Here is a 12,377-nt window from a genome sequence, read left to right on the forward strand (position 1 = left end):
TCTCAAGGAGTTTTCCGTTTCGACTGCGCCGGAAGTGGGGCGAATTATAGACTTCCAGAATCTGCCGTCAACCCCTAATTTGCGTTTTCTATTGAAAGACTCAAAAAGCTGCTTCTATCTAGACGTAAGCGCCGCCAGTGCGCAGTATATTGCCCAATATTAAAACAATGCCCGCTCTCACCCAGGACGACGCCACACAAATGAATGACCAACCCCGCTCCCTTGCCTCTATCCTTTTCCCGGTTGGCCTGCTCCTGATAGCCATGGCGTCCATTCAATCAGGGGCGTCTTTGGCCAAAAGCATGTTCCCGGTGGTAGGCGCACAAGGGACCACCACCTTGCGACTGATCTTTGCCAGCGTGATCATGCTGCTCTTGCTTCGGCCATGGCGGGTCAAGCTGACGGCCAAATCCTTGCGCACCGTGATCGTTTACGGAATGGCGCTGGGCGGCATGAACTTCCTCTTCTATATGTCGTTGCGCACGGTGCCCCTGGGCATCGCCGTCGCACTCGAATTTACCGGCCCACTGGCCGTTGCTATATATGCCTCTCGCCGAGCCATCGATTTTTTGTGGATAGGCCTGGCCGCGGTCGGCCTGTTCCTGCTGATACCGACAGGCGCCACGACCGCGAGCATTGATTTGATTGGCGCAGGCTATGCCCTCGGTGCCGGCGTCTGCTGGGCGTTGTACATACTCTTCGGGCAAAAAGCCGGTGCCGACAATGGCGTCACCACGGCGGCGCTAGGCGTCATGATCGCCGCGCTGTTTGTCGCACCGATCGGCATCGTTCATGCCGGCGCTGCGCTGCTGACGCCTTCGTTGATTCCGATCGCCATCGGCGTGGCGATTCTGTCCACTGCCCTGCCCTACACCCTGGAAATGGTTGCCTTGACCCGCATGCCTGCCCGCACGTTCGGCACACTGATGAGCATCGAACCCGCGTTCGGCGCGCTGTCAGGCCTGCTGTTTCTTCAGGAGTACCTCTCGTTGTCACAATGGATGGCCATTCTATGCATTATTCTGGCATCCGTTGGCGCGACCCTGACCATGGGCAGCGCCGCAAAGCCCGCAATCGCAGCCGATTGAAAGAGGATTAAACGCGGGCCTAGCAATTGGCGTTCATTTAGGCCATGTTTAGGCTCGTAACCTATCGCCAGACATGGATTTTTTCGCCAAGGGACATGACGCTGCAAATGCGAGCGAACACCGGCAGACCCGAGCACCAGACTCGAGGCCGCTATTAAGGACGGTAATGAAACGAATTTTGATACTGATCGCCATACTGGCGGTGGCGGGTTGCGCAGCAACCTCGCAAACCCAAGTCAAACGCGGCAAAAAGGGTTTGCATATCAACTGTTCAGGACTCTCGTCCTCGTGGGACAAGTGCTACGCCAGCGCCGCCAATTCGTGCGCACCGAAGGGCTATAAAGTGATCGCCAAGTCCGGCGATACCGTCGAAGAGCCTGGCGACTACCCATTCGGCCTGAACCCTGCCGGCTACACCAGCCGCAGCATGATCGTCATCTGCAAATAGCCTTCAGGTTATTCGGCTCGCGGCACAGCGAGCTGGCGGGCGATCTCTTCCTGGCTGGCGTTCAGCACCGTGCGCTGAACGTCCTCGGTAGCCAGCATCCTCGCCACCACCAGCGCACCGACACATTGCGACAGAATGGCCCAGGCCAGACTGTCGCTCTCCAGAATCTGCGCCCAGCTTTGCTGCAGACGGCAAATACACTTTTGCGCCTGTTCACGCACAAGCACATCCGAACGGGCGATCTCGGCCCCTAATGTCGGCAGCGCGCACCCCGCTTCAGGCTGCTCCACATGCGCCATGCTCAGGTATTGCTTGAGGCAGCGTTGCAGCCGCTCGCGATCCGCACCCTCCTGACCGCCGAGTCGCTCAAGGCTCTGGCTCAACTCGCGCTCGACAATTGCTGCGAACAGCGCGTCCTTGGAGGAAAAGTGGCTGTAAAACGCCGCACCACTCAAGCCGATAGCTTTCATCAAGCCGTCCACCCCGACCGTGGAGAATCCGGATTTTTTCGCCGACAGCGAGCTGCTGTGCAACAAACGCTCGCGGGTTTCCAGTTTGTGACCGGCAGAATAACGCACGTGTTTTTCCTCGTACTGCAGTGCCTTGACGTTAATCGAATCCTAGCATAACGTTCGTTAACTAAACGATCGTTAACCAAAGGCAATCCCAATGAATAACAAGAAGGTCGTACTGGTAGTCGGCGCCGGAGATGCCACCGGCGGCGCTATTGCCAAGCGCTTTGCCAAAGAGGGCTTCATTGCCTGTGTAACGCGCCGCAGCGCTGACAAGCTTCAGCCTTTGGTGGATGCGATAAACGATGAGGGGGGTGAAGCTCATGGTTTCGCCTGCGATGCGCGCAAAGAAGAGGACGTCATTGCGCTGATTGAGGATATCGAAACCCGCCTTGGCCCGATTGAGGCGTTTGTCTTCAACATCGGCGCTAACGTGCCCTGCAGCATCCTGGAAGAAACCGCGCGCAAGTACTTCAAGATTTGGGAGATGGCCTGTTTCTCAGGCTTCCTCAATGCGCGTGAAGTCGCCAAACGTATGGTGACCCGCCAGCGCGGCACGATCCTGTTCACCGGCGCCACGGCCGGGTTGCGCGGTGCTTCCGGGTTCGCGGCATTCGCCGGGGCCAAACATGGCATTCGTGCCTTGGCGCAAAGCATGGCGCGAGAACTGGGCCCGCTGAACATTCATGTCGCGCACGTGGTGGTCGACGGAGCAATCGATACCGACTTTATCCGTTCCCAATTTCCCGAGAAATATGCGACCAAGGAGGACGATGGCATTCTCGACCCCGAGCATATCGCTGAAAACTATTGGTACTTGCATAGCCAGCCACGGGACGCCTGGACATTCGAGCTGGATTTGCGGCCGTGGAACGAACGCTGGTAAAGCCCTCCCCTACAACAATAACGAGAGCACCGTAATAATGACTAAAACCGTGGAGTTCTATTTCGACCTCGGCAGTCCCGCGACCTACCTGGCCTACACCCAATTACCGAAGATCTGCGCCGCTACCGGAAGCGAACTGCGCTATATCCCGATGCTTCTGGGTGGTGTGTTCAAAGCCACCGGTAACGCATCGCCAGCGATGATCCCGGCCAAAGGTCGCTATATGTTTCAAGACCTGGACCGCTACGCGAAACGTTACGCGGTGCCGCTGCGATTCAATCCGCATTTTCCGATTAACACACTATTGTTGATGCGGGCCGTCACGGGCATCCAGTTGCATCAACCGCAACGCTTCGCGGCGTTTATCGATTGCCTGTTCAACGCACTGTGGGTTGACGGCCGAAGCCTGAATGAACCGGAAACCGTCGCCGCCGTACTCAGTGAGCACGGTTTCGATCCGCAAGAGGTTCTCGCGCTGAGCAATGACGAGTCGGTCAAAGCGGCGCTCAAGGACAATACCGAGACCGCGGTTAAACGAGGTGTGTTTGGAGCCCCGAGCATGTTTGTCGGGAATCAGCTGTTTTTCGGTCAGGATCGGCTGGACTTCGTCGAGGAGGCGTTGCGCCAGGCCTAGAACGAGGTCGGCACTCAGACGCTGGTCGCAGCGCCTGAGTGGTTACCGATCAGATGGCTTCTGTACGGGTTTTCAGCCATTGCAGTGCCGCACCGTCAAGCAACGGGCTCAAGCGCTCACGCACCTCGGCGTGATAGGCGTTTAACCACTGCTGTTCTTCCTGCGTCAGCAAGGAAGGAATCAGGCAGCGAGTATCGATCGGGCACAAGGTCAGCGTTTCGAACTTGAGGAACTCGCCGAACTCGCTGCGACCGGCCTCGCGATTCATCGCCAGGTTTTCGATTCGCACGCCCCAGCGACCCGGACGATAAGTGCCCGGTTCGATCGATGTGATCATTCCCGGCAGCATCGCCGTCTGCGGCGTCGCGGCGGCCTGATACGCGATGACCTGCGGCCCCTCGTGGACGTTGAGGAAGTAGCCGACGCCGTGACCGGTGCCATGCCCGTAATCCACGCTTTCGGCCCAGATCGGCGCACGGGCGATGGCATCGAGCAGCGGCGAGAGAATGCCTTTGGGAAATTGTGCCCGCGACAAGGCAATCACACCTTTGAGTACCCGGGTGCAGTCCTGTTTCTGCTCTTGCGTCGGCGTCCCGACCGGCACCATCCGCGTGATGTCGGTCGTACCGCCGAGGTATTGGCCCCCGGAGTCGATCAGCAACAAACCGTCGCCCTCGATCACGGCGTGCGCTTCTTCGGTGGCGTGGTAGTGCGGCATTGCGCCATTGGCGTTGAACGCAGCAATCGTGTTGAAACTCAGCGAGACGTAATCGGGCCGACGCTCACGGGCTGCGGTGAGCTTCTCGTCGATGGTCAACTCGGTAATACGCTCGCTCCCCCAAGCCGACTCCAGCCAGGCGAAGAATTCGCACAACGCCGCGCCGTCCTGCTCCATCGCCTGGCGGATGTGCTGGGCATCGGCTTCACTTTTTTGCGACTTGGCCAGTGTGGTCGGGTTCAGGCCCTCGACCAGTTTGACGCCACTGTCGAGGTGCTCCAGCAGACCCCAGGTCACGCGCGCCGGATCGACCAGCAGACTTGCGCCACTCGGCACCGCACGCAGCGCATCGGCGACTTCGCGGTAATCACGCAGGGTCACGCCATCCTGTTCCAGCACCGCGCGCAATGTGTCATCGACTTTGCTCAGCGCCACGAACAACGTGGCCTGCTGTTGATTGACTAACGCAAACGACACAAACACCGGGTTGAACGACACATCGCCGCCGCGCAGGTTGAACAGCCAGGCGATGTCGTCGAGGGTCGCGATGAAATGCCAATCGGCGTCCCGCTCCCGCAGGGTTTCGCGCAGGTTGGCGAGTTTCTCGCTGCGGCTGACGGTCGCTTGCGGTGGCAGATGTTGATAGATCGGCGCATCCGGCAGACCTGGACGGTCACTCCAGACGTGCTGCAACACATCAATGTCGGTGCGCAGACGAGCGCCTCGGGCTTCAAGTTTGCTGCCAAGCGTGCGCGCCGAAGCCACGGCCATCACCGCACCGTCGACCGCGACCACACCGCCTTCAGGCGTTTGCTCGGCCAGCCAGTCCAGCGGGCTCGGCTGTCCCGGTTGCAGCTTGACCAGTTCGATGCCGCTGCCCTCGAGTTCCTGGGTCGCCTGTTCCCAGTATCGGCTGTCGGCCCATACGCCGGCGAAATCAGCGGTGACAATCAAAGTGCCCACCGAGCCGTGAAAGCCTGACAGCCATTGCCGGCCTTGCCAGTAGCCCGGCAGGTATTCCGACAAATGCGGATCGGCAGACGGCACCAACAACGCATGGATGCCCTCACGGCGCATCAACTCTCGGGTGCGCGCCAGGCGCTGGGGCACCGATCCTTCGGTCGAGGTCTGGGTACTCATCATGTCTCCTGCTAATCACTTCATCGTTATTGTTCGTCGCCGTCAGGACGGCGGTTCAAATTCCTGTCGTCCAGAATGCCGGAGCACTGGCGCAGGCGGTCTTGATCAGTTCGGCAGCCTTGTCGACGTCCTCGACGCTGGTGAAGCGGCCGAGGCTCAGGCGAATCGTGCGGCTGGCAAGTCGAGCATCGTGCCCCAGCGCCAGCAATACGTGCGAAGGCGTGTTGCTCGCCGAATTACAGGCCGATGTCGCGGAAAATGCGATCGAATGACTCAACGCGGCGCTGTTGAACTCGCCTTCGCTGAACGTCAGGCTCAAGGTATGCGGGATGCGCTGCGCAGCGCTGCCATTAAGGCGTACGCCCGGCAGGCTCGACAACTGTTCGAGCAGACGCTCGCGCAAGGCCACGATGGTTTTTTTCTCTTCATCAAACGCCGCGGCCGCCAAAGCGAATGCCGCGCCCATCCCGGCAATCTGATGGGTCGCCAGGGTCCCGGAGCGCAAGCCGCCCTCGTGACCGCCGCCGTGGATCTGCGCCTGCAAACGCGGCTTCGCGCGCGGGCCGACGTATAAAGCGCCGATGCCCTTGGGGCCGTAGAGCTTGTGCGCCGAGAACGACATCATATCGACCGGCCATCGGGCCAGGTCGGTCGCGACCTTGCCGGCGCCTTGCGCGGCATCGACATGAAACAGCGCGTCGCGACTGCGCACGACTTCGCCGATGGCCTGAACGTCATTGACCGTGCCGAGCTCATTGTTGACCAGCATCAGCGACACCAGAAAGGTGTCCTCGCGCATGGCTTCGCTGACCGCTTGCGGCGTGATCAGGCCGTCGGCGTCCGGCACCAGATAGGTCACGGCGATGCCGCTGTCCTGCAACTGCCGGGCAGTATCGAGGATGGCTTTGTGTTCGATCTGACTGGTAATGAAGTGGCCGCCGCTGACGCCACGCGCCTGGGCGCTGCCCTTCAGGGCGAGGTTATTGGACTCCGTGGCGCCGGAGGTCCAGACGATCTGTTCGGCTTGCGCGCCGACCAGTTCGGCGACTTGCCGACGGGCCTGCTCGACCGTTTGCCGGGCCTGCTGGCCGAATGCGTGGGAGCTGGAGGCAGGGTTGCCGAAGTTACCGTGCAACCCCAGACATTCGATCATCACCTGGATGACCCGCTCGTCCACCGGGGTGGTGGCGGCGTAATCGAAATACAACGGACGTGTGTTCATAAAAGACTCGCAGAGCGTGTTCCGGGATCAGGAGGCTCGTTGTCTGCAAACGACAAACACAGCCTCGTGAGCTGTGCCTGGATTCGAGAGCGTCATCAATACCTGATCGGATGCCGTTAAAGAAGTAGGGCTTCATTTAAAAGTGCGTAGGAACGCTCCTGAAGCCGAGCTTAACAGTCATCGGGCCGGTGGTTGAAGCAATGCGTCAGCTAAAGCTTTCGAGAAGTAACGGGTACAGCGAGATGACCAGCAGTGCCGCCATGCCCCAGTTGAATACGCGTAACCAGCGCGGCTCCTTCAACACATTGCGCAACAATGTACCGCAGGCAGCCCAGACGCCGACGCTTGGCAGGTTGATGACGGCGAACACGGCAGCGATCACCACGACATTGGTGAAATAACCCTGCATCGGCGTGTACGTGCTGATCGCACCGATGGCCATGATCCACGCCTTCGGATTGACCCACTGAAACGCGGCCGCGCCCAGGTAGCTGATCGGCCTGGCTTCGCCTTGGGCGTTGTCACCGACAGGTCCCGAGTGGGCGATTTTCCACGCCAGGTACAACAGATACGCCGCGCCGGCATAGCGCAGAACCGTATAAAGCAGCGGATACGACTGAAATACCGCGCCCAGGCCGAAGCCTACCGCCACCACCAGGACAAAGAAGCCGCAGCTAATCCCCAGCATGTGCGGGATGGTGCGGTTAAAACCGAAATTCACCCCCGAAGCCAGCAGCATGGTGTTGTTCGGTCCCGGTGTGATCGAGGTAACAAGGGCAAACAGGGCAAAGCCCAACATCAGGTCAAGCGAGAGGGTCATGGTGCGGCTTTCCGTCAAGGTCATTCAGAGATTGACCCTATCCCAGCCGGCCCGACAAACCCACGCACAGTTGGCTAAAAGTTCAGGCAGTACAGTTTTCTGTCAGCTTGGACGTCCGTGCAGCTGTACCGCACGCTCAGCGCTCATTTCACCTTGTTTGTCGAAACCGAAGGTTTTCTGTGGCTGGCCGAGCAACTGCGCTTTTTTCGCGTGATATTCCTCAAAGGACAAGCCGCTACGGTTCAATGCCTCCATCGCCAGCTCACGGGATTCTTCGGCGGTGTAAGGGCGCAACTCGGGGGAAACATGGCTGGCGCAACCCGCCAGCACAGATACAGCGAAGATCAGCGAAACAGTCAGTAAACGATTCATGGGAGCGTCCTGGCGAGCAATGTGGGTCGATGGACAAAGGCTACGCCCGGGCACGCTCGCGCAGAAATCAACGCTCTCAATAGTGGCTATCAGAAATAGGCTACAGACGGATATGCCGCACCCGCCATGCCTAACCCACCAGATTGCAATGCAGCGCATCGTCGTGACTGCGGGCAATGCTGCTCAGCACCTGAAACGAATTGAACGTCACGGTTTTCGCTCGATGGCTGCGGATCAACTGCCAGAAATTCTCTTCGCCGCTTTCGAAACGGCGAAACGCCGCCTCCCCCGCCTCGCGCGTCTGCCATTGCAACAGGCTCAAGACGCGCCGGCCGTCGTCGCTGGCCTGCACGCTGGCGCTGAGAAAACCTGCGTAGCGCTGCGCCAGATGCTCGGTCTGCGTCGCTAACGCCGACACCAGCGCCGGTTGCTGGCGAGGCTCGATTTCGAATTCGATCAGTTGGGTAAAGCTGTGGTTTTTCATGAACGCCCCCAGTCATCTTGAAACGAGCCTTGCGACCCGAAGAGCAGCAGGGTAAAACCTCTAGTTAAGTCAAGGTCAAGGGCTATTTTCAGCATGATCAGCAAAGACAACGTGCACAAACCGCTCACCGTCGGCGAGGTCGCCGCGCGCAGTGGCGTGGCGGTCACGGCCCTGCATTTCTATGAGTCCAAGGGGCTGATCAAGAGTCAGCGCAACGCCGGCAATCAGCGGCGTTACCCGCGTGCCGTACTGCGCCGCGTGGCGTTGATCAAAGTGGCCCAGCGGCTGGGAATACCGCTGGCCGCGATCGGCGAGGCGATGAAAAATCTCCCGCAGGATCGCGCGCCGACAGCGGCAGACTGGAAAATTCTCTCCGAACAATGGCGACAGGAACTCGATGAGCGGATCCATCAACTGACGTTGTTGCGTGATCGGCTCAATGGCTGCATCGGCTGTGGCTGCCTGTCGATGGAGGCCTGTCCGTTGCGCAACCGGGGTGATGTGCTGGGCGAGCAAGGACCCGGGCCGCATTTCCCGGTTGAATAAGGGCGCTGCTCGTCGGGGCAAAATCGCCATGGCCGGGACAGTTCTATAGTGATCCTTCCGGGTCGATCCGGTGCAGCCACCTCCTATACAACAACATCAGGGAGAACGTCATGAGCGTAAAACCCATTCCCGAGGGGTATCACAGCATTACCCCGTACCTCGGCATCCAGAAGGCCGCCGAGGCCATCGACTTCTACAAGAAAGCCTTCGGTGCCACCGAGGTGATGCGTCTGGCCATGCCCGACGGCGGTATCGGCCACGCCGAACTGCGCATCGGCGACAGTGCCATCATGCTCGGCACGCCCTGTGATCAGGGACCGCTGAGCAATCCCGACCAGGCCGTCTCGGTCGGTTTGCATTTGTACGTCACCGATGTCGACAAATCCTTCCAGCAGGCGCTGGATGCCGGTGCGACAACGGTGTCCGAGGTCAAGGATCAGTTTTACGGCGATCGCAGCGGAACGCTGAAAGATCCGTATGGGCATCTGTGGTTCCTGGCCACGCACAAAGAAGATCTGAGCGAAGAGCAGATCCGCCAGCGGGCGATGGAAATGTTCAGCCAAGGCTGAAACCCGCCGTCCCGGTATCAGGGCTGTGCATACCCTGCTCCTTGTGGAGCGAGCCCGCTTCACAAGGACAGCTGAGAACGCGTATCGAACTGCGAAACATTTACTTTCATATGATTTAGCGGGATTTGCCTCGCTCATCCGTCTTATAGGAATGCAGGCCGTTCGCGTAGGCAAAAGCCACGATCGGCCTTCCGGGGATTCCCGTGCTGCGAAGCCCGTAGCCCGGCACCCTTCCAACGAAATCAAGACGCGTAATCATGTCGAAGAAATCCCGCTCGAAATTGTGGTTCCTGGTGCATAGCTGGCTGGCATTACCGATCTGGTTCTTTGTGTTGATCGTCTGTGTCACCGGCACGCTGGCGGTGGTCAGTCAGGAAATCGTCTGGCTGGCCAACCCGCAGATGCGTGCCAGTCAACCGTCGGACGATGCGCCGCGCCTCAGTTATGACCAGATCCTCGCGGCCATCAAAAAAGCCGAACCGCAGACTCTGGTCGAAAGCATCAGCCGCCCGGACGAGTCGCACTTTGCCCTCGATGTCGAAGTCAGCTACCCGGACGGCCGCTCGCTGACGGTGTACGTCAACCCTTACACCGGCGCAATTCAGGGCACCGCGCCCGACTTCAATTTCAAGGCGTTTACCCGCGCCCTGCATGGCTGGTGGCTGGTGCCGTTTACCAGCGGTTTCAGTTGGGGCTGGTATCTGGTGTCCTTTCTGGGGCTGCCTTTGCTGGCCTCGTTGATTACCGGACTGGTGGTCTATAAACGCTTCTGGAAAGGGTTCTTCACCCCGACCTTGCGCATTCGCCATGGCGCACGGATTTTCTGGGGCGACTTTCATCGCCTCAGTGGCATCTGGTCGATCTGGTTCATCGCGGTGATTTCAATCACCGGCACCTGGTTCCTGATTCAGGCGCTGCTGGCGGACAACCATATTTCGATTTCCAGCGAGCCGGTCATTCCCGCGATGTCCCGTGAAGCGGTACCGCGCTCGGCCGATGGCTCCCCGCCTGAACGCATCAGCCTGGACCGTGCCATTGACATTGCCCGGCAAACGATTCCGGGCCTGGAAGTCAGTTTCATCAGCCTGCCCGGCAACGCCTATAGCCATATGAGTGTGGGCGGCCGTGGCTGGTATCCGTTGATGTTCCAGTCTGCGACGCTCAACCCCTACAACGGTGATCTGGCCGCGTCGCGAATGCTGTCGGACCGCACGTCGCTGGAGTTCGTCACCGAGTCCATGCGTCCCTTGCACACCGGCGATTTTGGCGGGCTGTGGATCAAGCTGATCTGGTTCTTCTTCGGCTTGTTGCTGAGCATGATGGTGCTCAGCGGCTTGTTGATCTGGACCAAACGCACCGCCCTGGCCACGGCCAATGCCTTCAAGCGCGAATCGAAGAAAAACCGTCTGCAGGCCCAACCGGCCATGCAGCGTGAAACGTCGGAGGCCAACCTGTGAGCAAGTCCATTACCGCCCCGCCACCCTCGCGTCTGAACCTGCTCTGGCGTAAATGGCGCTTCCACATCAACGTGCTGTTGCTCCTGATTCCGCTGGGCTTCATGCCCAAGTATTTCGCCGATGTCGCCCTGTTTCGTGGTGACAGTGGTCTGGGCGAACGAGAAATCGGCGAAATTCAGGTCGGCCCCTGGAGCCTGCGACTCGCCGAGTTGCGCAATGAAGCGCCGCGCTCCGACGGCCCGGCCGGGTATCTGAAAGGCTTCAACGCAGCGCTCTGCCAGGCCTGTATCGAACCGGTGAAAGCGACCTACCTGCGCATCGGCAAACCCCGCAGCCTGCGCGCCGCCGGGGTGATTTTCTTCGGCACGCCCTATCGCATGGGCACGCAATTGCCGATTCCGGAAAAGACCAAACCCGACGCCGAACTGTGGATCACCATGGAAGGCTGGGACGGCAGCATGCACCAGGCCTCGATTCCCCTGAGCCAGGCCTCTCCCGCCACCGTGGCCTGGCTGAACACACAAGGAGCCAAACCATGACTCGCCCACAACACCCTTCGCGTTTGCTGCTGAGCGCCGCGCTGCTGATTCTGAGCGCCGGTTTCAGTGCAGGCGCCCTCGCACACAATCCGATGTGCGAATGCAAAGCCATCGATGCCGAACAAATCAAATGCACCGGCGGCTTCTCCGACGGCAGCGGCGCACCCGGTGTGACGCTGGACGTGATCGGCTATGACGAAACGATTCTGGTGCCAGGCAAGCTCGGCACCGATTCGACCCTGACGTTCAAGAAACCCGACTCCGAGTTCTATGTGCTGTTCGACGCCGGTCCCGGCCACGTCGTGGAAATCGACCAGGCGGATATCGAAACCCCATGAGCACACCGACCCGTCAAATCGTGCGCCCGGCGGGCGCCGGTCATGAAACCCTCAACGTTCTGCTGTTGTGCCTGCTGATCCTCGCTGTCGCCGGTTCTGTGGTGGCGTGGCGCGGGGTTTCCCATGAACCGGAACCTGTCGCCAGCCACCAGTACGATGCCCGTCGCGACCTCAGCGCCGCCGAGCAGGGCATTTATGCCGACCTGCGGGTGACCCTCGACGAAATCCGCTTGCTGCGTGAAGAACAGCAAACCCTGCCGACGCCGCAGCATTTGGCGCAGGAAGGTTTTGCGCCCTTTGCCCAGGACGCCAGCTCGGTCAGCCGGGGTGGTCACGCCTGGCAAATGCTCGGCGACAGCGCTTATTTCGGTCGCAGCGCAACGCCTGCGGTCGCCGGTTCATTCCTGATGCGCGTCAGCGCCGACCCGGACGCCGCGCCGGATATCTGGTTGAACCGTGGCGCAGAACTCACGCCCGCTCAGGATCTGTCCGACACGGCGCTGTCCGCCGCTGGCTGGAAACAGATCGTCGCGCAATACGACGCCGGGGTGACCCGCGAACATCGTCATTGACTCCTCGCCCTCATTCGAGAGAAGACCGCTTG

16 protein-coding genes are annotated in these 12,377 nt (G+C 59.9%); 10 read left to right on the plus strand and 6 right to left on the minus strand.

The genetic code is table 11. The annotated features are described in order from the left end of the window. Positions 1 to 200 precede the first annotated feature (200 nt). Together rhtA and HU755_RS24300 are read left to right on the plus strand one after the other, a co-directional pair. The gene (rhtA, locus tag HU755_RS24295; RefSeq protein ID WP_186547168.1) at positions 201 to 1,088 is read left to right on the plus strand and encodes a threonine/homoserine exporter RhtA; all 888 of its coding nucleotides are present in this window, start codon (positions 201 to 203) and stop codon (positions 1,086 to 1,088) included. A 166-nt stretch (positions 1,089 to 1,254) separates the two neighbouring features. After that, positions 1,255 to 1,536 carry a hypothetical protein gene (locus HU755_RS24300; protein ID WP_186547167.1) on the plus strand — a complete coding sequence of 94 codons (282 nt, stop codon included), beginning with the start codon at positions 1,255 to 1,257 and terminating at the stop codon, positions 1,534 to 1,536. An 8-nt stretch (positions 1,537 to 1,544) separates the two neighbouring features. Here HU755_RS24300 and HU755_RS24305 read toward each other — a convergent pair whose 3' ends face one another. Beyond that, entirely contained in the window at positions 1,545 to 2,114 is a 570-nt protein-coding gene (locus HU755_RS24305; protein ID WP_186619212.1) for a TetR family transcriptional regulator, read from the minus strand. 91 nt (positions 2,115 to 2,205) lie between these two features. Between HU755_RS24305 and HU755_RS24310 the strand changes: the two genes are divergently transcribed. Both HU755_RS24310 and HU755_RS24315 read left to right on the plus strand, forming a co-directional pair. Then, a complete protein-coding gene (locus tag HU755_RS24310) occupies positions 2,206 to 2,934 on the plus strand; it encodes an SDR family oxidoreductase (protein WP_186637371.1) in 729 nt (242 codons plus the stop codon). Between the two features lie 37 nt (positions 2,935 to 2,971). Beyond that, the gene (locus HU755_RS24315) at positions 2,972 to 3,568 is read left to right on the plus strand and encodes a 2-hydroxychromene-2-carboxylate isomerase (protein ID WP_186637374.1); all 597 of its coding nucleotides are present in this window, start codon (positions 2,972 to 2,974) and stop codon (positions 3,566 to 3,568) included. A gap of 49 nt (positions 3,569 to 3,617) precedes the next feature. On the opposite strand, the gene HU755_RS24320 is transcribed toward HU755_RS24315, so the two are convergent. The 5 genes from HU755_RS24320 to HU755_RS24340 all read right to left on the minus strand — a co-directional run bounded on the left by HU755_RS24320 (position 3,618) and on the right by HU755_RS24340 (position 8,336). After that, complete coding sequence (locus HU755_RS24320) at positions 3,618 to 5,426, minus strand: aminopeptidase P family protein (RefSeq protein ID WP_186637377.1); 1,809 nt, start codon at positions 5,424 to 5,426, stop codon at positions 3,618 to 3,620. 55 nt (positions 5,427 to 5,481) lie between these two features. Beyond that, a complete protein-coding gene (locus HU755_RS24325) occupies positions 5,482 to 6,648 on the minus strand; it encodes a cysteine desulfurase family protein (RefSeq protein ID WP_186637380.1) in 1,167 nt (388 codons plus the stop codon). Positions 6,649 to 6,853: 205 nt separating this feature from the next. Then, the gene (locus HU755_RS24330) at positions 6,854 to 7,468 is read right to left on the minus strand and encodes a LysE family translocator (RefSeq protein WP_186637383.1); all 615 of its coding nucleotides are present in this window, start codon (positions 7,466 to 7,468) and stop codon (positions 6,854 to 6,856) included. A 102-nt stretch (positions 7,469 to 7,570) separates the two neighbouring features. Beyond that, positions 7,571 to 7,840, minus strand: coding sequence for a hypothetical protein (locus HU755_RS24335; RefSeq protein ID WP_186547161.1), 270 nt, complete (start codon positions 7,838 to 7,840; stop codon positions 7,571 to 7,573). 130 nt (positions 7,841 to 7,970) lie between these two features. Then, positions 7,971 to 8,336 (minus strand): antibiotic biosynthesis monooxygenase, encoded by a 366-nt coding sequence (locus HU755_RS24340; protein ID WP_186637456.1) that lies wholly within the window; start codon positions 8,334 to 8,336, stop codon positions 7,971 to 7,973. Positions 8,337 to 8,417: 81 nt separating this feature from the next. Here HU755_RS24340 and soxR point away from each other — a divergent pair, with 81 nt between their 5' ends. The 6 genes from soxR (at position 8,418) to HU755_RS24370 (ending at position 12,345) form a co-directional block, all read left to right on the plus strand. Next, on the plus strand, positions 8,418 to 8,870 hold the full coding sequence (gene soxR / locus HU755_RS24345) for a redox-sensitive transcriptional activator SoxR (protein ID WP_186547160.1): 453 nt from the start codon (positions 8,418 to 8,420) through the stop codon (positions 8,868 to 8,870). Positions 8,871 to 8,980: 110 nt separating this feature from the next. After that, positions 8,981 to 9,439: a VOC family protein gene (locus tag HU755_RS24350; protein ID WP_186637386.1), complete on the plus strand. Its 459-nt coding sequence runs from the start codon at positions 8,981 to 8,983 to the stop codon at positions 9,437 to 9,439. Positions 9,440 to 9,696: 257 nt separating this feature from the next. Further along, entirely contained in the window at positions 9,697 to 10,896 is a 1,200-nt protein-coding gene (locus tag HU755_RS24355; RefSeq protein ID WP_186637389.1) for a PepSY domain-containing protein, read from the plus strand. After that, positions 10,893 to 11,435: a thiamine pyrophosphate-binding protein gene (locus tag HU755_RS24360; protein ID WP_186619205.1), complete on the plus strand. Its 543-nt coding sequence runs from the start codon at positions 10,893 to 10,895 to the stop codon at positions 11,433 to 11,435. Before HU755_RS24355 ends, HU755_RS24360 begins: the two co-directional genes overlap by 4 nt. Further along, the gene (locus tag HU755_RS24365; RefSeq protein WP_186637391.1) at positions 11,432 to 11,773 is read left to right on the plus strand and encodes a hypothetical protein; all 342 of its coding nucleotides are present in this window, start codon (positions 11,432 to 11,434) and stop codon (positions 11,771 to 11,773) included. The genes HU755_RS24360 and HU755_RS24365 overlap by 4 nt, the downstream gene beginning before the upstream one ends. Further along, positions 11,770 to 12,345, plus strand: a complete 576-nt coding sequence (locus tag HU755_RS24370; protein WP_186547155.1) for a DUF6162 family protein — start codon at positions 11,770 to 11,772, stop codon at positions 12,343 to 12,345. The genes HU755_RS24365 and HU755_RS24370 overlap by 4 nt, the downstream gene beginning before the upstream one ends. Positions 12,346 to 12,377 lie beyond the last annotated feature (32 nt).

This window comes from Pseudomonas sp. SWRI111, from assembly GCF_014268555.1.
GTDB classification, from domain to species: domain Bacteria; phylum Pseudomonadota; class Gammaproteobacteria; order Pseudomonadales; family Pseudomonadaceae; genus Aquipseudomonas; species Aquipseudomonas hamedanensis.